The 25651-nt window shown below is 71.9% G+C and carries 22 protein-coding genes; 8 read left to right on the top strand and 14 right to left on the bottom strand.

All coding sequences use genetic code 11. The annotated features are described in order from the left end of the window. Window positions 1-14: 14 nt before the first annotated feature. Window positions 15-4655, bottom strand: a complete 4641-nt coding sequence (locus ACZ3OF_RS27815; protein WP_467307438.1) for an ATP-dependent helicase — start codon at window positions 4653-4655, stop codon at window positions 15-17. A 92-nt stretch (window positions 4656-4747) separates the two neighbouring features. On the opposite strand from ACZ3OF_RS27815, the gene ACZ3OF_RS27810 reads away from it, so the two are divergent. Genes ACZ3OF_RS27810 through ACZ3OF_RS27800 form a run of 3 tightly spaced genes read left to right on the top strand, consistent with a single transcriptional unit; the run spans window position 4748 to window position 6808 of the window. Next, on the top strand, window positions 4748-5707 hold the full coding sequence (locus ACZ3OF_RS27810; protein WP_361680740.1) for an AraC family transcriptional regulator: 960 nt from the start codon (window positions 4748-4750) through the stop codon (window positions 5705-5707). Window positions 5708-5717: 10 nt separating this feature from the next. Further along, entirely contained in the window at window positions 5718-6503 is a 786-nt protein-coding gene (locus ACZ3OF_RS27805; RefSeq protein ID WP_467307436.1) for an AzlC family ABC transporter permease, read from the top strand. Next, entirely contained in the window at window positions 6500-6808 is a 309-nt protein-coding gene (locus ACZ3OF_RS27800) for an AzlD domain-containing protein (protein ID WP_361680734.1), read from the top strand. Before ACZ3OF_RS27805 ends, ACZ3OF_RS27800 begins: the two co-directional genes overlap by 4 nt. Window positions 6809-7133: 325 nt before the next feature. Here ACZ3OF_RS27800 and ACZ3OF_RS27795 read toward each other — a convergent pair whose 3' ends face one another. After that, window positions 7134-8063 carry a hypothetical protein gene (locus ACZ3OF_RS27795; RefSeq protein ID WP_467307435.1) on the bottom strand — a complete coding sequence of 310 codons (930 nt, stop codon included), beginning with the start codon at window positions 8061-8063 and terminating at the stop codon, window positions 7134-7136. A 79-nt stretch (window positions 8064-8142) separates the two neighbouring features. On the opposite strand from ACZ3OF_RS27795, the gene ACZ3OF_RS27790 reads away from it, so the two are divergent. Together ACZ3OF_RS27790 and ACZ3OF_RS27785 are read left to right on the top strand one after the other, a co-directional pair. Further along, complete coding sequence (locus ACZ3OF_RS27790; RefSeq protein ID WP_361441542.1) at window positions 8143-8337, top strand: DUF3046 domain-containing protein; 195 nt, start codon at window positions 8143-8145, stop codon at window positions 8335-8337. 376 nt (window positions 8338-8713) lie between these two features. Beyond that, the gene (locus tag ACZ3OF_RS27785) at window positions 8714-9856 is read left to right on the top strand and encodes an AI-2E family transporter (protein WP_467307455.1); all 1143 of its coding nucleotides are present in this window, start codon (window positions 8714-8716) and stop codon (window positions 9854-9856) included. Window positions 9857-9892: 36 nt separating this feature from the next. Here the strand turns inward: ACZ3OF_RS27785 and ACZ3OF_RS27780 are convergent, their stop codons facing one another. The 5 genes from ACZ3OF_RS27780 to ACZ3OF_RS27760 form a co-directional block, all read right to left on the bottom strand. Beyond that, on the bottom strand, window positions 9893-12070 hold the full coding sequence (locus tag ACZ3OF_RS27780) for an MMPL family transporter (RefSeq protein ID WP_467307434.1): 2178 nt from the start codon (window positions 12068-12070) through the stop codon (window positions 9893-9895). Window positions 12071-12091: 21 nt separating this feature from the next. Continuing rightward, entirely contained in the window at window positions 12092-12868 is a 777-nt protein-coding gene (locus ACZ3OF_RS27775; protein ID WP_361680721.1) for a cytochrome d ubiquinol oxidase subunit II, read from the bottom strand. Between the two features lie 11 nt (window positions 12869-12879). Then, window positions 12880-14163, bottom strand: coding sequence for a cytochrome ubiquinol oxidase subunit I (locus ACZ3OF_RS27770; RefSeq protein ID WP_467307432.1), 1284 nt, complete (start codon window positions 14161-14163; stop codon window positions 12880-12882). Between the two features lie 142 nt (window positions 14164-14305). Further along, window positions 14306-14971, bottom strand: a complete 666-nt coding sequence (locus tag ACZ3OF_RS27765) for a response regulator transcription factor (RefSeq protein ID WP_361680715.1) — start codon at window positions 14969-14971, stop codon at window positions 14306-14308. Next, complete coding sequence (locus ACZ3OF_RS27760) at window positions 14971-16194, bottom strand: sensor histidine kinase (RefSeq protein ID WP_361680712.1); 1224 nt, start codon at window positions 16192-16194, stop codon at window positions 14971-14973. Before ACZ3OF_RS27760 ends, ACZ3OF_RS27765 begins: the two co-directional genes overlap by 1 nt. Before the next feature lie 237 nt (window positions 16195-16431). Here ACZ3OF_RS27760 and recA point away from each other — a divergent pair, with 237 nt between their 5' ends. Both recA and recX read left to right on the top strand, forming a co-directional pair. Continuing rightward, window positions 16432-17562 carry a recombinase RecA gene (recA, locus tag ACZ3OF_RS27755; protein WP_361680709.1) on the top strand — a complete coding sequence of 377 codons (1131 nt, stop codon included), beginning with the start codon at window positions 16432-16434 and terminating at the stop codon, window positions 17560-17562. 4 nt (window positions 17563-17566) lie between these two features. Beyond that, on the top strand, window positions 17567-18133 hold the full coding sequence (gene recX, locus ACZ3OF_RS27750; protein ID WP_361680706.1) for a recombination regulator RecX: 567 nt from the start codon (window positions 17567-17569) through the stop codon (window positions 18131-18133). Window positions 18134-18195: 62 nt separating this feature from the next. Here recX and ACZ3OF_RS27745 read toward each other — a convergent pair whose 3' ends face one another. The 7 genes from ACZ3OF_RS27745 to ACZ3OF_RS27715 form a co-directional block, all read right to left on the bottom strand. After that, window positions 18196-18615: a rhodanese-like domain-containing protein gene (locus ACZ3OF_RS27745; protein ID WP_361680703.1), complete on the bottom strand. Its 420-nt coding sequence runs from the start codon at window positions 18613-18615 to the stop codon at window positions 18196-18198. Beyond that, the gene (locus tag ACZ3OF_RS27740) at window positions 18612-19157 is read right to left on the bottom strand and encodes a cupin domain-containing protein (protein WP_361680700.1); all 546 of its coding nucleotides are present in this window, start codon (window positions 19155-19157) and stop codon (window positions 18612-18614) included. Before ACZ3OF_RS27740 ends, ACZ3OF_RS27745 begins: the two co-directional genes overlap by 4 nt. Window positions 19158-19362: 205 nt before the next feature. Continuing rightward, window positions 19363-21030, bottom strand: coding sequence for an FAD-dependent monooxygenase (locus tag ACZ3OF_RS27735; protein WP_361680697.1), 1668 nt, complete (start codon window positions 21028-21030; stop codon window positions 19363-19365). Between the two features lie 163 nt (window positions 21031-21193). After that, on the bottom strand, window positions 21194-22168 hold the full coding sequence (locus ACZ3OF_RS27730) for an amino acid ABC transporter permease (protein WP_361680694.1): 975 nt from the start codon (window positions 22166-22168) through the stop codon (window positions 21194-21196). Next, a complete protein-coding gene (locus ACZ3OF_RS27725; protein ID WP_361680691.1) occupies window positions 22165-22812 on the bottom strand; it encodes an amino acid ABC transporter permease in 648 nt (215 codons plus the stop codon). Before ACZ3OF_RS27725 ends, ACZ3OF_RS27730 begins: the two co-directional genes overlap by 4 nt. An 89-nt stretch (window positions 22813-22901) precedes the next feature. After that, window positions 22902-23819, bottom strand: a complete 918-nt coding sequence (locus tag ACZ3OF_RS27720) for a glutamate ABC transporter substrate-binding protein (protein WP_361441577.1) — start codon at window positions 23817-23819, stop codon at window positions 22902-22904. 63 nt (window positions 23820-23882) lie between these two features. Further along, window positions 23883-24668, bottom strand: coding sequence for an amino acid ABC transporter ATP-binding protein (locus tag ACZ3OF_RS27715; protein WP_361441580.1), 786 nt, complete (start codon window positions 24666-24668; stop codon window positions 23883-23885). Window positions 24669-24932: 264 nt separating this feature from the next. Here ACZ3OF_RS27715 and ACZ3OF_RS27710 point away from each other — a divergent pair, with 264 nt between their 5' ends. After that, window positions 24933-25637: a response regulator transcription factor gene (locus tag ACZ3OF_RS27710; protein ID WP_467307424.1), complete on the top strand. Its 705-nt coding sequence runs from the start codon at window positions 24933-24935 to the stop codon at window positions 25635-25637. Window positions 25638-25651: the final 14 nt, after the last annotated feature.

The raw sequence follows: 25651 nt of genomic DNA, 5'->3' as shown, positions 1-25651 counted from the left end.
CCCTCACGGGTCTTCTACGGGCGGAGGCGCAGCCCCCTCGGGGTGGCGTGGAAGCCGGCGGCCTCCAGCGGGCGGGCGAGCGGGGAGGTGAGCGCGGGCGAGCCGTTGACCCGCTCCACCGTGACCGTACCGAGCGAGCCCGCCAGGGCGGCGGTGGCCAGGGACTCGGCCGCGGCTCTCAGCGCGGGGTCCTCGGGATCGTCCGGCCAGCACAGCAGTGTCTTGCCGCCGCGCTCCATGTAGAGCGTGAGCTCCCCGTCGACCAGCACCACCATGGAGCCCGCCTTGCGGCCGGGCTTGTGCCCCGCGCCGCTGGGCGGCTCGGGCCAGGACAGCGCAGCGCCGTACGCGTTGGCGGGATCGGCGGCCGCCAGCACCACCGCGCGCGGGCCCGCCCCGGCCTCGGCCCCGCGGTCCCGGGCGGTCGCCGCCGCACGCAGCCGGTCCACGGCCCCGTCCATGGCGAACTGGGCCGCGCCGAGACCCTCCACCACATAGCCGCGGCGCGCCTGCCCGCTGTCCTCGAAGACGGACAGGATGCGGTACGTCGCCGAGAAGCCGCCCTCGACCCCCTCGGCGGCCACGGCGCCCCGGGTGACCACGCCGTGCCGGTCCAGGAGCGTACGGGCGAGCGCGTGGGCGCGGTGCGTCGGCTCCGGCTCCAGGGGCGGAACGAGGGACCAGCGACCGCTGACGGTCGGTGGGCCGGTGCGGGAGGCGGGCCGGGCGGCCGCGCTGAGCGTCCCGTAACGGCCGCGCGGGATCGTGCGCTTGGCGCGATGGGCGGTGGATCCCGCGGTACGGCCCGAGCCGAGCAGGGAGCGCAGGGGAGCGAGGGTGTCGTTGGTGAGCCGGCCCGACCAGGCCAGGTCCCAGACCGCGTCGGCGAGTTGGGGATCGGTCGCGTCGGGGTGGGTGGTGGCCCGCACCTGGTCGGCGATCTGGCGGAAGAACAGGCCGTAGCCGCCGGAGAGAGTGGTGAGCACCGATTCGTGCAGCGCGGTCAGCTCCAGCGGGTGCGGCTGCGGGATCAACAGCGGTGCCGCGTCGGCCAGATAGAGCGAGACCCAGCCGTCCTTGCCAGGCAGGGCTCCCGCGCCTGCCCAGACGACCTCCCCGGTGGTCGTCAGCTCGTCGAGGAGCGCCGGGGAGTAGTCCCGTACGCGGGACGGAAGGATGAGCTTCTCCAGTGCGGAGGCCGGCACGGGCGCGCCCTGCAACTGCTCGATGGCGCGCACCAGTCCGTCGATTCCGCGCAGGCTGTTGCTCCCCAGATGCTGCCACTGGGGGAGGAACGTGGCGAGCGCGGCGGGGGCCACGGGCTCCAGTTCGTGGCGGAGCGCGGCGAGTGAACGGCGGCGCAGGCGGCGGAGCACGGCGGCGTCGCACCACTCCTGGCCGATCCCGGAGGGGTGGAACTCGCCCTGCACGACGCGGCCGGCCGCGGCCAGCCGCTGGAGCGCCCCGTCGGTGACCGCGGCGCCGAGACCGAAGCGGGCGGCGGCCGCGGAGGAGGTGAACGGGCCGTGTGTCCGCGCGTGCCGGGCCAGGAGATCACCCAGGGGATCCTTCACCGGCTCCGTGAACGCCTCGGGCACCCCCACCGGCAGGGCGGTGCCGAGGGCGTCCCGCAGTCGGCCGGCGTCCTCGATCGCCGCCCAGTGCTCCGTGCCCGCGATCCGGACCCGGATGGCCCGGCGGGCGGCTCCCAGCTCGTGCACCCAGGCCGGCTCCCCGCCGCGCTCGGCCAACTCGGCCTCCGTGAGCGGGCCGAGGACCCGCAGCGCGTCGGCGATGCCCTCCACGTCCTTGATCCGGCGGTCCTCGGTGAGCCACTGGAGCTCCCGCTCCAGCTCCGTCAGCACCTCGGCGTCGAGCAGTTCGCGCAGCTCCGCCTGACCGAGCAGCTCGGCCAGGAGACGGGAGTCCAGGGAGAGCGCGGCGGCCCTGCGCTCGGCGAGCGGGGAGTCGCCCTCGTACAGGAACTGGGCGACGTAGCCGAAGAGCAGGGAGCGGGCGAACGGCGACGGCTCGGGGGTGGTCACCTCGACCAGGCGGACGCGGCGCGACTCGATGTCGCCCATCAGCTCTTCGAGCCCCGGAACGTCGAAGACGTCCTGAAGGCATTCGCGGACGGCCTCCAGGACGATCGGGAAGGAGCCGAACTCGCTCGCCACCTGCAGCAGTTGGGAGGCTCGCTGACGCTGCTGCCAGAGCGGGGTGCGCTTGCCCGGATTGCGCTTCGGCAGCAGCAGGGCACGCGCCGCGCACTCGCGGAAGCGGGAGGCGAACAGGGCCGACCCGCCGACCTGGTCCGTGACGATCTGGCGGATCTCGCCCTTGTCGAAGAGCGCGTCCGCGGCACCGATCGGGGCCTGGTCGGAGTCGAACGTCGTGTCCAGGTGCCGCCCGGAGTCGATCGGCTCCTGATCCAGGAGATCCAGGCCCATCAGATCGGCGTCCGGCAGGCGCAGCACGATCCCGTCGTCGGCGTGCATCACCTGGGCGTCCATGCCGTACCGCTCGGCGAGCCGCGCCCCGAGGGCCAGCGCCCACGGGGCGTGCACCTGGGCCCCGAAGGGGGAGTGGATGACGACCCGCCAGTCGCCGAGCTCGTCCCGGAACCGCTCCACGAGGATCGTGCGGTCGTCCGGCACATGCCCACAGGCCTCGCGCTGCTCGGCCAGATAGGCGAGGACGTTGTCGGCGGCCCAGGCGTCCAGACCGGCGGCGACCAGCCGTAGCCGGGCGTCCTCCGGCTCCAGCGAGCCGACCTCGCGCAGGAACGCGCCCACCGCGCGGCCCAGTTCGAGCGGGCGGCCCAGCTGGTCGCCCTTCCAGAACGGCAGCCGGCCCGGCACACCGGGGGCCGGGGTGACCAGGACCCTGTCACGGGTGATGTCCTCGATCCGCCAGGACGTGGTGCCCAGCGTGAAGACGTCGCCGACCCGTGACTCGTACACCATCTCCTCGTCCAGCTCCCCGACCCGGCCACCGCCCTTCTTGGGGTCGGAACCGGCGAGGAACACGCCGAAGAGGCCGCGGTCGGGGATCGTGCCGCCGGAGGTGACGGCGAGCCGCTGGGCTCCGGGACGGCCCGTCACCGTCCCGGCCACCCGGTCCCAGACCACGCGGGGACGCAGCTCGGCGAAGGCGTCCGAGGGATAGCGGCCCGCCAGCATGTCCAGGACGGCCGTGAAGGCGGACTCGGGCAGCGAGGCGAAGGGCGCGGCGCGGCGGACCGTCGCCAGCAGGTCGTCCACCTGCCAGGAGTCCAGGGCGACCATCGCCACGAGCTGCTGGGCCAGGACGTCCAGAGGGTTGGCGGGGATACGCATCGACTCGATCGAGCCGCTGCGCATCCGCTCGGTGACCACGGCCGCCTGGACCAGGTCACCGCGGTACTTCGGGAACACCACGCCCGTGGAGACCGCGCCGACCTGGTGCCCGGCTCGGCCCACGCGCTGGAGGCCCGAGGCGACCGACGGCGGCGACTCGACCTGTACGACGAGATCCACCGCGCCCATGTCGATGCCCAGCTCCAGGCTGGAGGTGGCCACCACGGCGGGCAGCCGGCCCGCTTTGAGGTCCTCCTCGACCTGGGCGCGCTGCTCCTTGGAGACCGAGCCGTGGTGGGCACGGGCGAGAAGGGCGGGTGCTCCCTGCGCCGCGCCCGACTGCGCCATGATCTGGGCCGGTGGCGGGCCGTCGTCGGGCATCGGCTCGCCCGTCGCGCGCTCGTACGCGATCTCGTTGAGCCGGTTGCACAGGCGTTCGGCGAGCCGGCGCGAGTTCGCGAAGACGATCGTGGAGCGGTGGGCCTGGACGAGATCGGCGATGCGCTCCTCGACATGCGGCCAGATCGAGGGCTTGTCGCCGCCGTCCGTGCCCTCGGAGGCCGGGGAGCCTCCCAGCTCACCCATGTCCTCGACCGGGACGACCACCGACAGGTCGAACTCCTTGCCGGACGGCGGCTGGACGATCTCCACCTTGCGCTGCGGCGAGAGATAGCGGGCCACCTCGTCCACCGGCCGGACCGTCGCCGACAGGCCGATCCGGCGTGCGGGGCGTGGCAGCAGCTCGTCGAGCCGCTCCAGGGACACCGCGAGATGCGCGCCGCGCTTCGTCCCGGCCACGGCGTGGACCTCGTCCAGGATCACCGTCTCGATCCCGGCGAGCGCATCCCGCGTGGCGGAGGTCAGCATCAGGAACAGGGACTCGGGGGTCGTGATCAGGATGTCCGGCGGCTTCGTGGCCAGCGCCCGGCGCTCGGCGGGCGGGGTGTCGCCGGAGCGGATCCCGACCCGGACGTCCGGCTCGGGCAGCCCCAGGCGGACCGACTCGTGCCGGATGCCGGTCAGCGGGGAGCGGAGGTTGCGCTCGACATCGACGGCCAGGGCCTTCAGCGGCGAGACGTACAGCACGCGGCAGCGCTTCTTGGGGTCCGCCGGCGGCGGGGTGGAGGCCAGCTGGTCCAGGGAGGCGAGGAAGGCGGCCAGGGTCTTGCCGGAACCCGTCGGGGCGACCACGAGCACGTCCGATCCCGCGCCGATGGCCTGCCAGGCGCCCTCCTGCGCCGTGGTGGGCGCGTGGAAGGCCCCGGTGAACCATGCGCGGGTCGCGGGGGAGAACGAGTCGAGTGCGGACCTGACCATGCCACCCATCGTGCACCCCGCCACTGACAACCGCCCGGACCTGGGGAAATCCCGCTCGTGGCGGCAGCGGTCGGTGGCGCAGAATGGGAAGCATGGCGACTGGGGAACGCGCACGGTACTGGCAGTACTCCGAGCTGCCCGGAGTCGACCTGCTGCACGCCCACTACGTCCGCAAGGCATTCGCCCGGCACACGCACGAGACCTTCGTCTTCGCCGCCATCACCGACGGCGTCGAGGCCTTCCACTACCGCGACGACCTCGTGCACGCCGGGCCCGGCCAGATAGCGCTGGTCAACCCCGACACCCCGCACACCGGGCACGCGGGTGTGCCCGAGGGCTGGACGTACCGCACGATCTACCCCGACGCGGAGCTGATCCGGTCCATCGCGGCAGACACCATCGCGCTGCGGGGCGACGTCGGGTTCACCGACCCCGTCGTGGACGACCCGTACGCGGCGCAACTCGTCATCGGCGTTCACCGGGCCGCGGAGGAGGGCAACGCGCTGGCCGCCGACAGCCTTCTGCGGCTGGTCACGGCCAGGATGCTGCGCAGCCACGGCGGCCGGATCGCACGGCTCGCCCCGCGTTCGGCCGGCGCCCGCAACGCGGCACGCGCGCGTGCGGTCCTGGAGGAGCGGATGACCGATCCGCCGACCCTGGAACGCCTCGCCGCCGACCTCGGCACCAGCCCCTTCGCCCTGCTGCGGGCCTTCCGCGACACGTACGGGATGCCGCCGCACACCTGGCTCACCGACACGCGCGTGCGGCGGGCCCGGCACCTGCTGGACACCGGGACGACGCCGGCGGAGGCGGCCGTCGCCGTCGGCTTCACCGACCAGTCGCACCTCAATCGGCACTTCGTACGGAGCGTGGGCGTGCCGCCCGGGGCGTACCAGCGCTCGCGGGGCGGGGAGGCCCTCCGGGGCGTGGCGGGGTCGGCGGGCGGCGAGGCCTTGCGGGGCGCGGCGGGACTGCGGGACACGGCAGCCCTGCGGGGCGCCGGCCCGAGGGGTGCAAGAACGTACAAGACCGCGGGTGGCCGGGGCTCGTAACGTCTCTGGCGTGGCAGAACAGACAGCACTCCCCGTCATACGGGAGAGGACCAAGCCGGACTCGGCGGTCGTGCGCGATGCGCTCGGCGTCGGGATCGCCGTCGGCCTCTCCGGCTTCGCCTTCGGCGTGACCTCAGCGGGCTCCGGACTCAGCCTGCTCCAGACCTGCGCGCTCAGCCTGCTCGTCTTCACCGGCGCCTCGCAGTTCGCGCTGGTGGGAGCGCTCGCGGCCGGCGGTAACCCGTTCACGGCCGCGGCGGGCGCCTTCTTCCTGGGCACCCGTAACGCGTTCTACGGACTCCGCCTGTCCCAGCTCCTCGCCCTGCCCCGCGCGGTCAAGCCGTTCGCCGCGCAGTGGGTCATCGACGAGACGGCCGCCGTGGCGCTCGCACAGCCGACGCGACGGGCCGCGCGGATGGGCTTCACCGTCACCGGGCTCACGCTCTACGTGTTGTGGAACCTGACGACCCTGCTCGGCGCGCTCGGGGCCGAGGCGATCGGCGACACCGACGCGTGGGGCCTGGACGCGGCCGGACCCGCGGTTTTCCTCGCGCTGCTCGCGCCCATGCTGAAGACGGCGACGGAGCGGTACACGGCGGGGCTCGCCGTCGTGCTCGGCCTCGGGCTGTTGCCCGTGCTGCCGGCCGGCGTCCCCGTCCTGGCGGCGGCGCTCGCCGCGCCCGCCGTGCTGTGGCTGCGGGGCCGGCGCATGGCCGGCGGGACGTATGAGTCGGGTGTGCCGGGTGACGCGGGTGCGCCGGGTGCGCCGCGTGCGTCGGAGAAGGAGGAGCGATGACCGTCTGGATCGCGATCGGCCTCACGGTCGTGGGCTGCTACCTGGTCAAGCTGCTGGGGCTCCTGGTGCCGGCAGGCACCCTCGAACGACCGGTCGTCCAGCGCATGGCGGCCCTGGTGCCCGTGGCCCTGCTCGCGGCGCTCACCGCCCAGCAGACCTTCGGCGCGGGAACCGGCCTCGCACTGGACGCCCGCGCGGCGGGCGTGGCGGCCGCAGCCGTGGCCCTGGTCCTGCGGGCCCCCTTCCTGGTCGTCGTGGCCGCGGCTGTACTCGTGACGGCGGGGGTACGGGCGCTGGGCGGGTGACGGGGTGACGGGGTGACGGGGTGACGGGGTGACGGGCGGCCGGCCTCGCCGGACCGCTGGGCGGGTGACCGGCCGCCCGTCTCGCCGGACCGCTGTCCGGCGCCTGCGGGCGCGGCGGACCGGCCCTCCTGACGGCTGCGGCCCGGGCCGGTGGTCCGGTCCGGTGAGCCCGGCGCGGTGCCCCCGGCCCGGTGAGCCCGGCGCGGTGACCCCGACCCGGTGAGCCCGGCGCGGTGACCCCGACCCGGTGGCCCGGTCCGGCGGCCCTGTCCCGGCGAACCCCGTCCGGCGAGCCGTCCCGCCCCGTGGGGCCCGGCTGCCGCCTTCAGGCGATCGCGCGGCCGTGGGCGCGCAGGGTTCGTAGCGCTTCGATCGTTGCGATCGGGCGCGCCTCAAGGGCCGTGCCCGGGGCCCACTGCCGCCAGGTGATCGGCCAGCCGCCGTCCTCCTGCTGAGCGGCCGCCAGGTGGTCGAGGGAGCGCGCCATCTCCTCGTCCGTGAACCAGCGGCGGGCCAGCGAATCCGGCACGCGCGCGTAGTCGTACGGGAAGTGGTGCTCGCCCGGCGCGTACCCCGGCGCGACCGGGAACTCGTCGAGCCGCTCGGGATCCAGGGCCGCGAGCCCCTGCTCCCGCACCATACGCCCCAGTCGGTCGGCCACCGCCTGCGCGCGGGCCCGGTCGGGGACCCCGTCCAGGAAGGCGACGGCGGCCTCGATCTCGTACGGATGCGACTTCTCCAGCGACTCGACCGCAGACCAGCAGAACTCGGTCGCCCGGAACAGCCAGGCGTGCCAGACCTGGTTGCGGTGGAGCAGGCCGACCACGGGGCCCGTGGACAGCAGCGCGCTCGGCGGGTCGTCGACGACCGGCACGAACGGCGCGCTGGGATAGCCCCGCTGCGACGGGTGGATCGCAGGCAGTGCCCCGTCGAGCGTGGACACCTCGGTGAGGTAGCGGCAGATCCGTTCGATCCGCAGCCCGCCGCAGCGGCCGACGGAGTCCAGGACCCGCAGCGCGTGCCCGGTGTGCAGCGGCTGGCTGACCGGGCCGCGCAGATCCGGTTCGAGCGCGTGGCCGTAGCCGCCGTCCTCGTTGAGGTACGCCGCGAGCGCGACCTCGACGGGTTCCGCGCCGCCGCGGAGGAAGTGGTACGCGAACCGGCGCTGTTCGAGCACGCGGGCCGTCAGCCAGACGAACTGTTCGGCGCGCGCGAGCGGCGTGGGGTGCGGAGCCGCGAGAGGAGTTCCAGCCATGGTCCGACCGTAGGCCGCCCAGGGCGTGTGACAAGGCATACCGGCCCGGCTGCACTCTTGGGGGCGGGATACTGGGGTCATGCGGTTGACGATTTTCTGGGAGCGGATGGCGGACCACTTCGGTGGGTCCTACGCCGAGTCCTTCGCTCGGGACCACGTGATGTCCGAACTGGGCGGACGCACGGTGCACGAGGCACTGGACGCCGGCTGGGAGGCGAAGGACGTGTGGCGGGCGGTCTGCGCGGCCATGGACGTCCCGGCGGACAAACGCTGACGGGCCCCGGCGGGCAGGGAATGTCCGCGCGGTGAGCGAGACTGGCGGGGTGGCTCCGACAGACGAAACCGACGCGACCGGCAAGACGACCCCCGACGGGACCTTCGGCCGGGGCGTGACCGGGAGACCTCCGAAGGCGCGGTCGGCCGAGGACAGCCCCTCCGCGGCGTCCGGCGACGCGCCGTCCCGGGACGCCGCGACGAAGAAGAACGACGCCGCGACGAGGAAGAACACGGGCACGACCGCGTCGACGGGGCAGACCGCGTCTGCGCCGTCCGAGTCCGAGTCCGCGCCCGAGCCCGCGACCGCGGGGGGAGCGGGTGCCGCGGGCGGAGCGGGTACCCCAGGGGCGGGCACGACCGCGCCGGCAGCCCGGATGCCGCGCTGGCTGCCGCGGGCCCTGGTGCTGGCCCTCGCGCTCTACGCCTGCTTCCAGCTGGGCAGCTGGGCCTTCCACCAGCTCGTCGGGCTCCTCGTCAACATCCTGGTCGCCTTCTTCCTGGCCCTCGCCATCGAACCGGCCGTCGGGCGGATGGCCGCCCGCGGCATGCGGCGAGGACTCGCCACGTTCCTCGTGTCCCTGGCCGTCCTGGTCTTCGGCGTCGGCTTCGTCGTCCTGCTGGGCTCCATGCTCGCGAGCCAGATCGTCGACATGGTCGAGAACTTCCCGAAGTACCTCGACTCGCTCATCAACTGGACCAACCAGCACTTCCACACCGAGCTGTCCCGGGTCGAGGTGCAGGACAGCCTGCTGCGCTCGGACTGGCTGCAGAAGTACGTGCAGAACAGCGCCGCCGGTGTCCTGGACGTCTCCGCCACCCTCCTCGGGGGGCTGTTCAAGCTCCTGACGATCTTCCTGTTCGCGTTCTACTTCGCGGCCGACGGACCCCGGCTGCGCCGCGCGCTGTGCTCCGTCCTGCCGCCGGCCAAGCAGACCGAGGTGCTGCGGGCCTGGGAGATCGCCGTCGACAAGACCGGCGGCTATCTGTACTCGCGCGGCCTGATGGCGCTGATCTCCGGCGTGGCGCACTTCGTGCTCTTCGAGACCCTGGACGTGCCGTACGCGCCCGCGCTCGCCGTGTGGGTCGGCCTCGTGTCGCAGTTCATCCCGACCATCGGCACCTACCTCGCGGGCGCGCTGCCGATGCTGATCGCCTTCACCGTCGACCCCTGGTACGCGCTGTGGGTGCTGATCTTCGTCGTGATCTACCAGCAGTTCGAGAACTACATCCTCCAGCCGAAGCTGACGTCCAAGACCGTCGACATCCATCCGGCGGTGGCTTTCGGCTCGGTGATCGCGGGAACGGCGCTGCTCGGCGCCGTCGGCGCGCTGATCGCGATTCCGGCGATCGCCACGCTCCAGGCCTTCCTCGGCGCCTACGTGAAGCGCTACGCCGTGACCGACGACCCGCGCGTCCACGGCCACCGGCGGTACGGGGAGGCCGTCGTGGCCCGGCTCCAGAAGGCGCTCCACAAGAAGAAGCAGGGGCAGGCGTCGTCGGAGGATGACGACACCTGACCCTGCCCGCCCGCGTCTACGCGCGCATGCGCTCCGTCAGTGGTGCTCCAGCTGCACCTTCGGCAGCATCCGCTCCAGCGGGGCCGGCAGCCACCACGCGCGCCGCCCGAGCAGCTGCATGACGGCGGGCACGATCAGACAGCGGATGACCACCGCGTCCAGCAGGATCGCGACGGCGAGGCCGAGGCCGAACTGCTGGAGCATCCGGTCGGGGCTGAGGACGAAGGCCGAGAACACCACGATCATGATCGCCGCGGCGGCCGTGATGACCTTCCCCGTCGCCGCGAGGCCCTCCCGTACCGCGCCCTGCGGGTCCTTGGTGCGCTCCCATTCCTCGTGGATCCGGGAGAGCAGGAAGACCTCGTAGTCCATCGAGAGTCCGAAGACGATCGCGAAGATCATCACGGGGATGAACGCCTCGATCGGGCCGGGCTGCACGCCGAACCAGCCGTGCTGGAAGACCAGGGTGATCACCCCGAGGGCCGCTCCGATGCTCACCAGATTGAGCAGCGCCGCCTTGACCGGGATGAGTACGGACCGGAAGACGAGCAGCAGCAGGAGTGCGGAGAGTCCGACGACGATCGCGACGAAGAGCGGCATCCGGTCCGCGACGGTGGCGGCGAAGTCCTCCGTCGCCGCCGTCGGCCCACCGACAAGCAGATCGGCGCCCGTCGACCGCTCCACCGGCGGCAAGACCTCGGACCGCAGCCGGTCGACGAGTTCCGAGGTCGCCTCGGCCTGGGGAGCCGACTCGGGGAAGGCAATGACGGTCGAGACCGCGGCGTCCTTCGTCCGGATGGGCCCGCTCGCCGCCGCGATGCCCTCCGTGTTCTCCAGGGCCTGGCGCAGGGCGTCCGCGGCCCGCTCGCCGCCGCCGTCCACGACCACGATCAGCGGCCCGTTGAAGCCCGGTCCGAAGCCCTCGGCCAGCAGGTCGTACGCCTGCCTGCTGGACTTCGCCGGTGCGTCGTTGCCCGCGTCGGCGAAGCCGAGCCGCATGTCGAGCGCGGGCGCGGCGAGAGCGCCGAGCGCCGCGACCGAGACCAGCAGCGCCGCCCACGGCCGCTTCTGCACCGCCGTCGCCCAGCCGCGCCAGCGGGCGCCCTCCTCGCGCGTCGCCTTCGCGGCGCGCCTGGCGACCTGCCGCTGGATGCGCCGGCCGAAGATCCCGAGCAGCGCCGGGAGCAGGGTGAGCGAGGCGGCCATCGTGACGAGGACGGTCAGGGCGACGGCGAGCGCCACGCCCTGCAGCGAGCCCAGTCCGAGCGCGACCAGACCCATCAGCGCGATGATCACCGTGCAGCCCGCGAAGAAGACCGTGCGCCCCGCCGCGTCCAGCGCGGTCCGGGCCGCCCGCTCGGGCTCCGCGCCGTGCAGCAGCTCGCCGCGATAGCGGGAGAAGATCAGCAGCGCGTAGTCGATGCCGACGCCCAGACCGACCAGCATCATGATCGGCGGGGTGAAGTCCGCGACGTCCGCGAGATGTGAGGCGAGGGCGATCAGCCCGATCGAGCTGCCGACGGCGAAGATCGCGGTGACCACGGGCAGGCTCGCCGCGACCAGGGAGCCGAAGAGGAAGACCAGGATCACCAGCGCCCCCAGCATGCCCGCGCCCTCGGCCGCACCGCCGCCGCCCTCCTCGGCGCCGCGTGCCGCGTCACCGCCGACGGCGGCGGTCAGCCCGTCGCCCTGCGCCGCCCGTACGCTGTCGATGATCTTCAGGACCTCGGTGCGGTCGGTGTTCTCCGCCGCTCCGTCGAGGGTGACGGTCGCGTAGCCGACGGTTCCGTCCTCGGAGACCGCCGCCCCCTCCTCGTACGGACCACGCACGTCTGTCACGCCCGGGAGACCCTCGACCGTGTCGAGCAGTCCCTCCACGCGCGCGTGGACCGTCTTTTCGCGGACTCCCCGCTCGTCCTTGACGACGATCTGCAGGGTGGCGTCCGTGGCCTGGGCGGAGCCGTGCCGCTCCAGGACGGTCCGTGCGGCCTGGGAATCGGTGCCGGGCAGAGAGAAGTCGTTGTGGTACGCGCTGCCGACGGCCGTCGAGGCACCGGTCGCGGCGACCACGACCACGATCCACAGCAGCACGGCGGACCAGCGGTGGCGGTACGAGAAGGTGGCCAGGCGCTCGAAGACGCTGCCCCGCCGGGTCGGCGACTGCGGCGGGCTCACCGGGTTCGTCGTGGGACCTGTGTCCCGCGTGGTGGTCATGATCGTTTCTCCTTCTGGAAGTTACAGGTACGAGGGACGGGTCACCCGGTGCCGGAAGGTGCGCCAGGTCCACACCTGGGCGGCGACGATGAGCGGGGTGACGACGAGCAGTGCGGGGACGAGCAGCGCGAGCGTGGCGCCGTCGGCGGCCCGCTCGGTCAGCGGAAGGGCGATCCCGGCGAGGAGCGGAAGCGCCCCGAGGAGGACCGCGGTGAGGGCGAACGACTGCCAGGGCCCGGTCCGCCCCACCAGCAGCCGGGCGCGTTCGTACGGCTTCCCCGTCAGCCGGAGCGTGGCGAAGCCGAGCCCGTGCGCGGCGAACAGGGCGGCCACGGCGAGGGCGACGAGGACGGCGGTGGGGCCGGTGGCCCGCTCGTACGGCAGACCGGCCAGCGGCGCGGCCAGCAGCCACCCCCAGGCCAGCGCGACCGTCCAGCTGCCGCACACCACCGCCCCGTCGCAGACCGCCCGCCACCGTGGTCCCGGCCCGCGTCCGCGCGACCACAGCCCGACGTCACGGACGATCCAGCCGGTCAGAAGGGGTACGAGCACCGCGAACTGGCCGGTCAGCAGCTCCCCTTCGAGGTCGGGGAAGCAGCCGACGAGGACGCCCGCGGTGGCGATCAGCCACACCTCGTTGCCGAGGAAGAAGGGCGCGAAGGAGGTGATGACCAGGCGGCGCTCGTGGTCGGTGCGGCCGAGGTACGGGGTGAGCATCCCGGTCCCGATGTCCGCGCCCGCGAGCACGAAGTAACCGGTGGCGAAGAAGGCGAGCAGGGCGATGGCGAGGGTTTCCACGGCCGGGCTCCTCAGTAGCTGGTGGCGGGCAGGGAGTCGGCGGGGTCCTCGGGGCGGTCCCGCTCGTCGTGGCCGAGGCCGGATTCGACGGGGCCCCGGCGGGCGTGGCGGGCGAGCAGCCAGGCGTTGAGGACGACGAGCAGGCCGAAGAGGGTGGTGAAGACGATCAGGGAGGCGCGCATGGCGCCGGGGGAGAGGTCGGAGACCGCGTCCTCGGTCTTCAGCAGCCCGTACACGACCCAGGGCTGGCGGCCCGCCTCCCGGAACACCCAGCCGCTGATCATCGCGAGATAGGGCAGCGGCACGGTGGCCATCAGGGCCAGATGCCAGAGGCGGAAGCGGAAGACGACGGTCTTGAAGCAGGCGAGGATCACGCCGGCGAAGGTGAAGTACATCATCAGCGCGAAGCTGAGGAGCATGACCAGACCGCTGCCGCGGGTCCACGCCTCGGAGGGGACGTAGTCGCCCGGGCCGAAGCGGGCGACCATGTCCGCCTGGATCTGCGCGATTTCGGCTGTCTTCTGGCTGAATACGGCCGATTTCATGGGCTGCAGGGTCCTCAGCGCGGCCAGCTGGACGCCTCCGAAGACCGCTGTGACCATCAGCGCGGGGAAGGAGAGGAAGACTCCGATCCGCAGGCTCCGGCCGAAGAACTCCCCCTCGGACGACCTCCGGAACAGGTGGTACGCGCTGACGCCGGCCACGAAGAACCCGGCCGTGAGCAGCGCCCCGGCGAGGATGTGGCCGAAGGCGAGGAGTGCCGAAGGATTGGTCAGCACGGCGATCGGATCGTCCAGGACGAGCTTCCCGCCCTCGGTCCGGTACCCGACCGGATGGTTGAGGAAGCCGTTGGAGACGAGGATCCAGTACGCCGAGAGGTAGGCGGTCAGCGTGACGATCCAGATCATCGCCAGGTGGACCCAGCGGTTGAAGCGATGCCAGCCGAAGATCCACAGACCGAGGAAGGTCGATTCGACGAAGAACGCCACGATCGTCTCGACCGCGAGCGAGGCGCCGAAGACATTGCCCGCGTAGTGCGTCAGCCCGCTCCAGCTCATCCCGAACTGGAACTCCATCACGATGCCGGTGACGATCCCGACCGCGTAATTGATCACGTACAGCCGGCCCCAGTAGCGGACCATGCGCGCGTGCAGCGGCTTCCGCCCGATGGTCGCCACCGTCTGGACGACGGCGACCACGGTCGCGAGCCCCAGCGTCAGGGCGACGAAGAGGAAGTGGCCGCCCGCCGTGAGGGCGAACTGCAGCCGGGCGAGATCGAGGACGTCTGGATTCACGCTGCCAGCGTCGGCGTACGGCTCCGGGGCCCGCGTCGCCCGGCGGTGGTCAGTGGGTCTACCCCCGCGGTTGCGCCGCCCCACGCGCGCGTACCCCAGGAGTTGCGCCCACGCGCGTGTGCCCCCTAGGGGACGCCGGGTGTCACCCCAGCCAGCCGGGCGTGATCATCCCCGACTCGTACGCCAGGATCACCAGCTGAGCCCGGTCGCGCACGTCCAGCTTGGTCATGATCCGGCTGACATGTGTCTTGGCGGTGGCCGGGGAGAGCACGAGGCGCCGGGCGATCTCGTCGTTGGAGAGACCGGCCCCCACCAGGCCCATCACCTCGCGTTCCCGCTCCGTGAGGGCGTTCAGGCGCGGGCTGGGGTCCGGCTGCTTGGAGCGGCCGGCGAACTCCGCGATCAGACGGCGGGTGATCGCCGGGGCGATCAGCGCGTCGCCGCGGGCCACCACCCGAACGCCGTGGAGCAGCTCCATCGGCTCGGTGTCCTTCACGAGGAAGCCGCTCGCCCCGGCGCGCAGCGCGCCGTAGACGTAGTCGTCGACGTCGAAGGTGGTCAGGATGACCACCCGGACGCCTTCGAGCCGGGCGTCGGCGGTGATCCGGCGGGTGGCCTCCAGACCGTCGAGCCCCGGCATCCTGATGTCCATCAGGACCACGTCCGGGCGCAGTTCGCGGGCGAGGGCGATCGCCTGCTCGCCGTCCGCGGCCTCCCCGACCACCTCGATGTCGTCCTCGTCGGCCAGGATCGAGCGGAACCCGGCCCGTACCAGTGTCTGGTCGTCGGCGAGTACGACGCGGATCATCAGGAGTCCCCCTCGGACGTGGTGGCCGTGGACGCGGGTGCGTCGATCGGCAGCCGGGCGTCGACCCGGAAGCCCTCGGTGGTGCTGTGGGCGGTCAGTTCGCCGCCGAACGCCCGGGCGCGTTCGGCCATGCCCCGGATGCCGCTGCCCAGCGGCCGCTCCTCCGGAGCACCCTCGCCGTCGTCCTCGATCCGCAGGCGCAGCTCGTCCGCGCGCCAGTCGAGCGCGACCGTGGCCGTACGCGCACCGGAGTGCCGGGTCACATTGGTCAGCGACTCCTGCACGATCCGGTACGCGGCGAGGTCGACCGGCGGCGCCAGCGGTACGGGGGCACCCGTCTGCTCCGTGCGGACGTCGAGGCCCGTGCCCCTGGCCCGCTCCACCAGATCCCCCAGCAGGGCGAGGCCGGAGGTCGGCCCGGTGGGCGCGGCCTCGTCGGCCTGGCGCAGCACCCCGAGAGTGGCGCGCAGCTCGCGCAGGGCGTCCTTGCTGGTGGCCTTCACCGCTTCGAGGGCCTCCTCGGCGGCGGCCAGCGCGACCTGCGGCTCCGGCTTCTTGCTCAGCCGGTGCAGCACGGCCCCCGACTGCACGTTGATCAGCGAGATGCTGTGGCCCAGCACGTCGTGCAGCTCCCGGGCGATCCGCAGCCGCTCCGCCGTGGCGCTCTGCAGGGCCCGCGCCTCCTGCTCCCGCTCGGCGGCGTGCGCCCGCTGCTCCACTTCGTGGAGATAGGCGAGCCGGGTCCGCTGGGCGCGGCCCACGGCGACGAGGCTGATCAGCCAGCCGGCCAGCATCGCGAGAGAGGTGTCGTCGATCTGCCGGTGGCCTTCGTCCTGCCGGATCTCGCCGAGCCCGACGGCGAGCAGCGTGACCGAGGCGAGCGCGACGGCGGCGACGAACCGTCCCTCCGCCGCCGTGGTGTACAGCGCGAGGGCGAAGGTGATCATCAGCGGACCGTCCTGCGCGGACAGCGGGTAGTAGACCGCGCAGGCGAGGAGGGTGACGGCGGCGACGACGACGGGTGCCCGCCGCCGGAAGCAGAGCGCCCCGCAGCCGACCGCGATCAGTGACCAGGCCGCGACCGTACGGCCCGCGGACTCGCCCTCGTACCCCGCGGAGAGCAGCGTCCAGACGGCCACGACGAGGGCCACGACGAGTGCCACGACGGCATCGGCGACCCGCGGGGACACGCGGCCGCCACGGTCGCGGGAGGGGAGGGCCATGCGAGGAAGGATAGGCGGGCGCGGGGCGGCGGGCGCCCGTCGACCGGTGACCGCGGCACCGCGTGGTGCGCTTGACACTAAAATCGAACATCCATTCTTATGGGGTTCCGGCCCTTGGAATCGCGGGGTTGTGGGCGAGTTATCCACAGGTCGGAGGGACGCCGGGGCCCATTGTCAGTGGCAGGGGTTAGCGTCTTTCACATGAAGCGATCGACTCAAGCAAACCGGGTGGAACCCATGGCAGGTACCGACCGCGAGAAGGCACTCGAAGCCGCGCTCGCGCAGATTGAACGGCAATTCGGCAAGGGTGCCGTGATGCGCATGGGCGACCGCACCCAGGAGCCGATCGAGGTGATCTCCACCGGCTCGACCGCCCTCGACGTCGCGCTCGGCGTCGGCGGACTGCCCCGCGGCCGTGTCGTGGAGATCTACGGTCCGGAGTCCTCCGGTAAGACGACCCTGACGCTGCACGCCGTGGCGAACGCCCAGAAGGCCGGCGGTCAGGTCGCCTTCGTCGACGCCGAGCACGCCCTCGACCCCGAGTACGCGAAGAAGCTCGGTGTCGACATCGACAACCTCATCCTGTCCCAGCCGGACAACGGCGAGCAGGCCCTCGAGATCGTCGACATGCTGGTCCGCTCCGGCGCCCTCGACCTCATCGTCATCGACTCCGTCGCGGCGCTCGTCCCGCGCGCGGAGATCGAGGGCGAGATGGGCGACTCGCACGTGGGTCTCCAGGCCCGCCTGATGAGCCAGGCGCTCCGGAAGATCACCAGCGCGCTGAACCAGTCCAAGACCACCGCGATCTTCATCAACCAGCTCCGCGAGAAGATCGGCGTGATGTTCGGCTCGCCGGAGACCACGACCGGTGGCCGTGCCCTGAAGTTCTACGCCTCGGTGCGCCTCGACATCCGCCGTATCGAGACCCTCAAGGACGGCACGGACGCGGTCGGCAACCGCACCCGCGTCAAGGTCGTCAAGAACAAGGTCGCGCCGCCCTTCAAGCAGGCCGAGTTCGACATCCTCTACGGCCAGGGCATCAGCCGCGAGGGCGGTCTGATCGACATGGGCGTGGAGCACGGCTTCGTCCGCAAGGCCGGCGCCTGGTACACGTACGAGGGCGACCAGCTCGGCCAGGGCAAGGAGAACGCCCGCAACTTCCTGAAGGACAACCCCGATCTCGCCAACGAGATCGAGCGGAAGATCAAGGAGAAGCTGGGCGTCGGCGTCCGGCCGGGAGCCGCGACGGCCGAGGCGGGCACGGACGCCGCGGGCACCACGGAGCCGGCCGCCGCGGACGACACGGCCAAGTCCGCCCCGGCGGCCAAGGCCACCAAGGCGACCAAGGCCCCGGCGGCCAAGAGCTGAGCCAGTGACCGGTCGCACCGAATGGCCGGGCGACAGCGCCGACTCGTCGAGGGCCGAGAAGGAGCTGTCGCCCCAGGATCCGGCTGAGCGGGCGCGGGCGATCTGCCTGCGCCTGCTCACCGGGACCCCCCGCACGCGTAAGCAGCTCGCCGACGCCCTCCGCAAGCGCGAGATCCCCGACGACATCGCCGAAGAGGTCCTCTCGCGCTTCGAGGACGTCGGGCTGATCGACGACGCCGCCTTCGCCGACGCGTGGGTGGAGTCCCGGCATCACGGGCGCGGACTCGCCCGCCGCGCCCTCGCCCGCGAACTGCGCACCAAGGGCGTCGACGCCTCGCTCATCCAGGAGGCGGTGGGGCAACTGGACTCCGAGCAGGAGGAGATCACCGCGCGCGAGCTCGTCGATCGCAAGCTCCGCGCCACCCGCGGCCTCGACAGGGACCGCCGGCTGCGACGGCTCGCTGGGATGCTCGCCCGCAAGGGCTATCCGGAGGGCATGGCGCTACGGGTCGTCCGCCAAGCCCTTGAGACCGAGGGCGAGGACACCGACGGCCTGGAGGAACCCTTCTAGCCGGGGCAGCGGATGGAGGCGGGGTGCGGCGCGCGCCGCTGTCCTCGCCCCGCGCCGTACCGCTAGGTCGTCGTGCCCGGCGGGACGACCGGGAGGCCCGCCGCCTTCCACGCCTGGAAGCCGCCGATCACGTCCGTAGCCCGGTGCAGCCCCAGCTGCCGCAGCGAGGCCGCCGCCAGCGAGGACGCGTACCCCTCGTTGCAGAACACCACCACCCGCAGGTCATGGCCGACCGCCTCCGGCGCGCGGTGGCTGCCCCACGGGTCGAGCCGCCACTCCAGCTCGTTGCGCTCCACGATCAACGCGCCGGGAATCAGCCCGTCCCGCTCCCGCAGCGCCGCGTACCGGGTGTCGACCAGAAGCGCGTCACCCGCCTCGTACGCCTCATGGGCCGCGCGCGGCTCGATCCGGTCCAGGCCGGACCTGACCCGCTCGAGAAGCTCGTCGATTCCCACCCGTTCGGCCGCCTCGTACGCGCTCACTGCCAGTCCTCCGGACGCTCGACCTGCTCAAGACGGAGCACCGCGCCCGACCGGCTGAAGCGCCGGATCAGTGGGAGCGGCGGATAGTACGCGTGGACCGACACCGCGTGCGTGTCGCCGGACCCGTTGAGCACCTCGTGCACATGGTGCTGCCCGAACGCACGCCCCTTGCCCGCCGGCAGCCGCCGCTCACGGTCGACGCCGTCGGCCAGTTCCAGGGTCTTCCAGCCACCCGAAGGAAGCCGGACCGTGAGGGAGTTCTCCGTCAGGGTGCCGCGCGCCGTGGTGAACGCGCCCTGGGACTCGGCGTGGTCGTGCCACCCCGTGCCCGTGCCGGGCGGCCAGCCGATGAGCCAGGCCTCGCTGCCGCCGGGGCCCTCCAGCCGTACCCAGGTCCGGCCCTCGGGGTCGAGCGGCAACGAGTCGATCAGTTCGGTGTCCGCTGCCGTCCGACGGACGAAGTCCAGAAGGTCGGCGGCGGTGGGCGCGGCGGTGGACGCGGAGGCGGACACGCCGGATGGCGCGGGGACATGCTGGGGCACGGAGGACCGTCCTGAGGTTCGCGGGAGAAGCGCGAGACGGCGCACCGACCTGGTCGGCGGCGGAGTTCACGCGAAGGAGGGCGAATTCAGCAGGACGGGCGACACACGCAGCCCGCGAAACGGAGGAGATCCATATGGACCCTCCGCCACAGGCGCACATCGGTGTCGGTCACGCTCCGGAGTACACCATGCGCGCCCGCGAGGGTCAATCGATGTCCGCGGTACGGTCGCTCTTCGCCACCCCAGAAGCGACCCCGCTCGCCGCGGTCTCCGCCTTCCCTCCCCGGGTCGCGTCCGCCGCCGCGTACAGCTCGTCGGGCCGGACCCCGGGGAACGAGGCGACCAGATGCCCGTCCGGACGTACGAGCAGGACCGTGTGGGCCACGGCCCCCGGATACGCCTCCGTGACCAGCAGCTCCGCCTTCACCGGCAGGGCCCGGACCGCCTCCACGAGCCGTGGCATCACGCCCGCGCTCATCCAGTGCCGCCGGTCCCACACACCCGTGCCGGGCGCGACGAGCACCACCAGGAGCCGCCCCCGGCCGAGCCGGTCCCGGAGCCGTACCGTCGTGCCGTCCGGCGCCGTCACGCGGACGTCCTCGACCGGCGCGCCGGCCCCCGTGCCCACCGCGTTCCGTGACGCCCCGGCGTCCTGGGGTGCGAGGGGGGAGTGCGGGTACGCGGGGGGCGCGCCCAGTGGGCCGCGCCCCAGATGGCCATCCGTCAGCAGGGTGTCGTGACCACGTGAGCCACCGGGCAGATACGTCCGCAGCCCGCCACCCCCGCGCAGCACCGGCAGCGACTGGTCGGCGGCCCGCAGTCGGGAGGCGACGGCGGCCCGCCGCTCGCTCTGGTAGCTGTCGAGGAGCGTGTCCGAGGCGCCGTGGTGCCAGGCGTAGGCGAGCTTCCACGCCAGGTTGTCGGCGTCCCGCAGCCCCTCGTCGAGGCCCTGCGTCCCGACCGCGCCGAGGAGATGGGCCGCGTCGCCCGCCAGGAAGACCCGGTCCACGCGCCAGCGCCGCGCGAGCCGGTGGTGCAGCGTGTGGACACCGGTGTCGATCAACTCGTACGGGGGTGTCTCGCCGCCGCACCAGCCGGCCAGGGTCTCGCGGATCTTGGAGACGAGCGCATCCGGGGTGACGAGATCGCCGCGCGGCGGCAGCAGCCAGTCGATCCGCCAGACCCCGTCCGGCAACGGGCGGGCCGTGACCTCTTCGCCGCCTCCTCGCCATGGCGGCTGACGGTGCAGCAGGGCCTCGCCCGGCCAGGGGAGTTCCACGCGCAGCGCCGCCACCGCGTGCCGCTCCACCGCCGTACGGCCGGGGAAGCGGATCGAGAGCAGTTTGCGCACCGTGGAGCGGGCGCCGTCGCAGCCGACCAGATGGCTGCCGCGCCACCACGTCCCGTTGGCCCCGGTGCCGGAACCACGGGTGTGCGCCGTGACACCGCTCGCGTCCTGCTCGATCGTGTCGAGGCGGGCGTCGCCGACGAGCTGGATCAGCTCCTGCCCGGCGATCGCGTCGCGCAGTCCCCGGGCGAGGGCGTGCTGGGGGATGTGGAGCGGAGCCGCCGGGCCCTCGTCGTCACTCTCCGTACCGCCGAGGCCGAGACTCAGCTCGATGTGCCTCATCTGTTGCTTGCGGCGCAGAGAGCGCCACCCGACCCAGCGGACCCCCTCGTCACGCAGAGTGGCGCAGCCCAGCCGCTCCACCATCGCGGCCATGTCGGCCCGCAGCACGACGGTTCGTGCGGGCCGCGGTTCCTCCTTGCCGGGGCCCTCGTCGAGCACGACGGTGGGCACACCCTGCGAGGCCAGGGCAAGGGAGAGCGCGAGGCCCACGGGCCCCGCGCCGACGATGATCACCGGGTCCACGGCGCGGCTCCTGAAGGCCGTTCGGTCATGCGGGTAGCACAGCGAAGTGTGGCGCGAGCCCGGTGCGTGATCACAGAACGTATGCAACCCATTGCGGGTGCTTGCGTCAAGCGACGGGGGCAGCGGCGCGACCGCCACTGCCCCCGGATGATGTCACATACTGTCAGTTCTTCGTGATACCGGGCCCGTCGGCCCCGTCGCCGCGGTGCGACCCGTCTCCGCCGGGCGCCACACCGTCGAAGCCTCCCGGGGCCTCGGTGCGGGTCGGCGGGATCAGCACGGCCTCGTTGCCCTGGGCGACCCCCGTAACGCCGGCTTCGGAGACGGCGATCCCGGTCTTCGCCCGGCGGCCCCGCTTCTCGATCCATGTGGCGAGCGCGGAGAGCGCCAGGCAGAGCGCGATGTAGATGGCGCCGAAGACCACGATGGTGGAGACGTACGGGTACTGGCCGTTGACCTGCGTGTTGGAGGCGATCAGCCGGGCCGAGTAGAGCAGCTCGGGGTAGAGGATGACGAAGCCGAGCGAGGTGTCCTTCAGCGTGACCACCAGCTGGCTGATGATCGTCGGCAGCATGGCCCGGACGGCCTGCGGCATCAGGACGGTCGTCATGACCTGCGTCTTGCTCATGCCCAGGGCGTACGCGGCCTCGCGCTGCCCCTTCGGCACGGAGTTCACGCCGGCGCGCAGGACCTCGGCCTGGACACAGCCGTTGTAGATCGACAGGCCGATGGCCAGGGCCCACATCGAGTAGTCGGTGAGGAAGGCGACCCAGACGGCGTAGATCGTGATCAGCAGCGGGATCGACCGGAACAGCTCGATGAAGCCGGTGGCCACGACGCGGATCGGCGCGTGGTCGGAGAGCCGGGCGACGGCGAGCAGGACACCGAGCACGAGCGAGCCGACCGCCGCGAGGCCGAAGGCCTTGAGGGTGGCGAGGAGGGCGTCGGCGATGTTCTGCCGGATGCCCGCGTAGTTGAAGATGTCCCACATCGCGGGGTCGAGATGACCCTTGTCGGCCAGCCGGAGCACGCTCACGGCGAGCAGCGCGACGATGGCGACGGTGCCCACGACGGCGAAGATCCGGTTGCGGACACGCGCCTTGGGGCCCGGGGAGTCGTAGAGAACGCTGGCACTCATCGGGCGACCTCCATGCGGCGCTCAAGGAGACGGAAGATCCCGCTGATGGTGAAGGTGACGACCAGGTACGCGGCGGCCACCCAGGCGAAGATGGGGCCGATGGCGTAGCCCTGCTCGCTCATCAGCGTCTGCCAGCCGAAGAGCTCGGTGACGCTGAAGGCGCCCGCGATGGCCGAGTTCTTGGTGAGCGCGATGAAGATCGAGCTCAGCGGCGGCAGCACGGTCCGGGTGGCCTGCGGCAGCACGATCATCCGGAGCGTCTGCGAGAAGGTCATGCCCAGCGAGCGGGCGGCCTCCGCCTGACCGATCGGCACCGTGCTGATGCCGGAGCGGACGGCCTCGCAGATGAACGCGGAGGTGTAGAACCCGAGCGCCAGCGAGCCGAGCACGAAGGGGCTCATGCCCGGGAACAGGATCTCGGGGATGACGAAGAACGAGACGAGGAAGAGCAGCGTCAGCGGGGTGTTGCGCAGAAGCGTGACCCAGGCGGTCCCGAAGAAGCGCAGCGGCGGGACGGGCGAGACCCGGAAGCCGGCGACGACGACGCCGAGGACCAGCGCGATGACCGAGCTGACGGCGGTGATCGACACGGTTCCTATGAAGCCGTCGCGGAACTCCGGGAAATGGTCGAGCAGTACGTTCATGAGGTCTCCGCGTCGGCTGTCAGCGGCTTACGGGCAGGAGGAGGGGCGCCCCGTACTCCCGTACGGGGCGCTCGACTTCGGGCGAAGGATCAGTAGCGGACGAGCGCCGGCGGCTCGACGTACGCGGAGCCCGAGAGACCCAGGGTCGCCTCGTAGATCTTCTTGTACGTGCCGTCCTTGATGTGCGCGTCGAGGATGTCGCTGATCTTGTCGCGCAGGACCTTGTCGTCCTTGTTCATGCCGACGCCGTAGGGCTCCTCGGTGAAGGGCTTGCCGACGACCTTGAGCTTGCCGGCGTTGGCGGCGGCGTAGCCCTTGAGGATCGCGTCGTCGGTGGTGACCGCGTCGACCTGCTTGGTGAGCAGCTGCTGCACGCAGTCCGAGTACTTCGCCAGCTCGGTGGTCTGGGCGCCGTACTGGGGCTTCTTGATCTCCTGCAGCGGGGTCGAGCCCGTGATGGAGCAGACCTTCTTGCCCTTGAGGGTCTCCGGACCGGTGATCGCGGTCTCGTCCTTGCGGACCAGGAGGTCGGCGCCGGCCTTGTAGTACGGACCCGCGAAGCCGACCTGCGCCTTGCGCTTGTCGTTGATCGTGTACGTGCCGACGTAGTAGTCGACCTGGCCCGTCGAGATCGCCGTCTCACGGAGCTTGGAGTCGACGGTCTTCCACTCGATCTTGTCCTCGGTGAAGCCGAGGTCGGCCGCGATCATCTTCGCGATCTCGATGTCGAAGCCGGACCGCTCCTTGGTGGCCTGGTCCTCGAAGCCGAGGTACGGCTGGTCGGCCTTGGAGCCGATGATCAGCTTGCCGCGCTTCTGCGCCTCCTTGAAGGTGGGCGACTCCAGCTTCACATCGGTGGCGACGATGTACTTGGGGAGCTGGGGGGCGCTCGAGTCGCCGGGCTTCACGGCGGGCTTGTCGCCGGCGGAGCCCTCCTTGCCACCACAGGCGGTCGCGGTGAGAGCCAGAACGGCGACGGCCACGGCCGCGGACTTGCGGAGCTTCATGGTGAACATCCCTTGGTTCGTGGGTTGTTGGTCGGCAGGGTGAATCATGAGGGCTGACCGTCGTCAGTGGTGCAGGATTTTCGAGAGGAAGTCCTTCGCCCGGTCGCTTCGCGGGTTGCTGAAGAACTGGTCGGGCGTGGCCTGTTCGACGATCTTGCCGTCCGCCATGAACACCACGCGGTTGGCGGCGGAACGCGCGAAACCCATCTCATGGGTGACGACGACCATCGTCATGCCGTCACGCGCCAGCTGCTGCATGACCTCGAGAACCTCGTTGATCATCTCGGGGTCGAGGGCCGACGTCGGCTCGTCGAACAGCATGACCTTGGGGTCCATCGCCAACGCCCGCGCGATCGCGACACGTTGCTGCTGACCCCCGGAGAGCTGAGCCGGGTACTTGTCCGCCTGGGTGCCGACACCCACGCGGTCCAGCAGGGCGCGGGCCTTGGCCTCGGCGGCGCCCTTCGTGCTCTTGCGAACCTTGATCTGGCCCAGCATCACGTTCTCGAGCACGGTCTTGTGCGCGAAGAGATTGAAGGACTGGAACACCATGCCGACGTCGGCGCGCAGCCGGGCCAGCTCCTTGCCCTCCTGGGGCAGCGGCCGGCTGTCGATCGTGATGGTGCCGGAGTCGATCGTCTCCAGGCGGTTGATGGTGCGGCACAGTGTGGACTTACCGGAACCCGAAGGCCCGATGACGACCACGACTTCGCCCCGGGCGATCGTCAGGTCGATGTCCTGGAGCACATGCAACGCGCCGAAGTGCTTGTTCACGTTGGACAGCACGACCAGGTCGCCCGCCGCCGCAACGGCGTCTTCCGAGCCCTTGGTCACTGACACTCCGCTCATCGGCTTTTTGCTCCGTCCTCCTCGGTTGGGGAGGACACTAGGCACGCGGTGCGACGAGCGTCATTACATCTGAGCGGAAATTGAGGATAACGATACGGCCTCAACCGGACACACTGCGTGAACGGGGCGTGCGACGGCGTACCGGGTGCATAACAGAAACCCCCTCGTCACAGGGGGAGACTTGACTGTGACACCGACCATCGGCGTTCATGCCCTGGTACACCGATAGCCATCACGCGATCACGAAGCCACCGGAGGGGGGCCATGAGACTCCTGCTCGTCGAAGACGACGATCATGTCGCTGCGGCCCTGTCCGCCGTACTGGCGAAGCACGGGTTCGCGGTCACGCACGCCCGGAACGGCGAGGAGGCGCTCCAGGCGGTGCTGCCCGCCGCGCACGGCGAGCGCCCCTCGTACGGGGTGATCCTGCTCGACCTCGGTCTGCCCGACCAGGACGGCTACCAGGTCTGCGGCCGGATCCGTAAGCTCACCGCGACCCCCGTGATCATGGTGACCGCGCGCGCCGACGTACGGTCCCGGATACACGGCCTCAACCTCGGGGCCGACGACTACGTGGTCAAGCCGTACGACACCGGGGAACTGCTCGCCCGGATCCACGCCGTCAGCCGGCGCAACGCGGGCGGCGACGAGGCCGGCACGGCAGGCGACGACGCGGCGCTGCGGCTCGGCTCCGTCGTCATCGAGCTGCCCACCCGCCGCGTCAGCGTGGACGGCACGCCGGTCCAGCTCACCCGCAAGGAGTTCGACCTGCTGGCCCTGCTCGCGCAGCGCCCCGGTGTGGTGTTCCGGCGTGAGCAGATCATCAGCGAGGTCTGGCGCACCAACTGGGAGGGGACCGGCCGCACGCTCGAGGTGCATGTCGCCTCGCTGCGCTCCAAGCTGGCCATGCCCGCCCTCATCGAGACCGTGCGCGGCGTGGGCTACCGCCTGGTCCCCCCGGCCGCGTAGCAGCCCGGGCCCCG

Source organism: Streptomyces sp. NPDC022552 (assembly GCF_055561875.1).
Note: the sequence above shows the minus strand (reverse complement) of the source record. Positions and strands in the feature narration are given on the sequence as shown.

Bases quoted from the DNA above. Each gene is read 5' to 3' on its own strand.
- ACZ3OF_RS27795 (WP_467307435.1), bottom strand. From the start codon at position 8,063: ATGGCTGGAACTCCTCTCGCGGCTCCGCACCCCACGCCGCTCGCGCGC.
- ACZ3OF_RS27800 (WP_361680734.1), top strand. From the start codon at position 6,500: ATGACCGTCTGGATCGCGATCGGCCTCACGGTCGTGGGCTGCTACCTG.
- ACZ3OF_RS27785 (WP_467307455.1), top strand. From the start codon at position 8,714: ATGCCGCGCTGGCTGCCGCGGGCCCTGGTGCTGGCCCTCGCGCTCTAC.
- ACZ3OF_RS27720 (WP_361441577.1), bottom strand. From the start codon at position 23,819: ATGAAGCTCCGCAAGTCCGCGGCCGTGGCCGTCGCCGTTCTGGCTCTC.
- ACZ3OF_RS27780 (WP_467307434.1), bottom strand. From the start codon at position 12,070: ATGACCACCACGCGGGACACAGGTCCCACGACGAACCCGGTGAGCCCG.
- ACZ3OF_RS27730 (WP_361680694.1), bottom strand. From the start codon at position 22,168: ATGAGTGCCAGCGTTCTCTACGACTCCCCGGGCCCCAAGGCGCGTGTC.
- ACZ3OF_RS27765 (WP_361680715.1), bottom strand. From the start codon at position 14,971: ATGATCCGCGTCGTACTCGCCGACGACCAGACACTGGTACGGGCCGGG.
- ACZ3OF_RS27710 (WP_467307424.1), top strand. From the start codon at position 24,933: ATGAGACTCCTGCTCGTCGAAGACGACGATCATGTCGCTGCGGCCCTG.
- recA (WP_361680709.1), top strand. From the start codon at position 16,432: ATGGCAGGTACCGACCGCGAGAAGGCACTCGAAGCCGCGCTCGCGCAG.
- ACZ3OF_RS27760 (WP_361680712.1), bottom strand. From the start codon at position 16,194: ATGGCCCTCCCCTCCCGCGACCGTGGCGGCCGCGTGTCCCCGCGGGTC.
- ACZ3OF_RS27815 (WP_467307438.1), bottom strand. From the start codon at position 4,655: ATGGTCAGGTCCGCACTCGACTCGTTCTCCCCCGCGACCCGCGCATGG.
- ACZ3OF_RS27725 (WP_361680691.1), bottom strand. From the start codon at position 22,812: ATGAACGTACTGCTCGACCATTTCCCGGAGTTCCGCGACGGCTTCATA.
- ACZ3OF_RS27810 (WP_361680740.1), top strand. From the start codon at position 4,748: ATGGCGACTGGGGAACGCGCACGGTACTGGCAGTACTCCGAGCTGCCC.
- ACZ3OF_RS27715 (WP_361441580.1), bottom strand. From the start codon at position 24,668: ATGAGCGGAGTGTCAGTGACCAAGGGCTCGGAAGACGCCGTTGCGGCG.
- ACZ3OF_RS27790 (WP_361441542.1), top strand. From the start codon at position 8,143: ATGCGGTTGACGATTTTCTGGGAGCGGATGGCGGACCACTTCGGTGGG.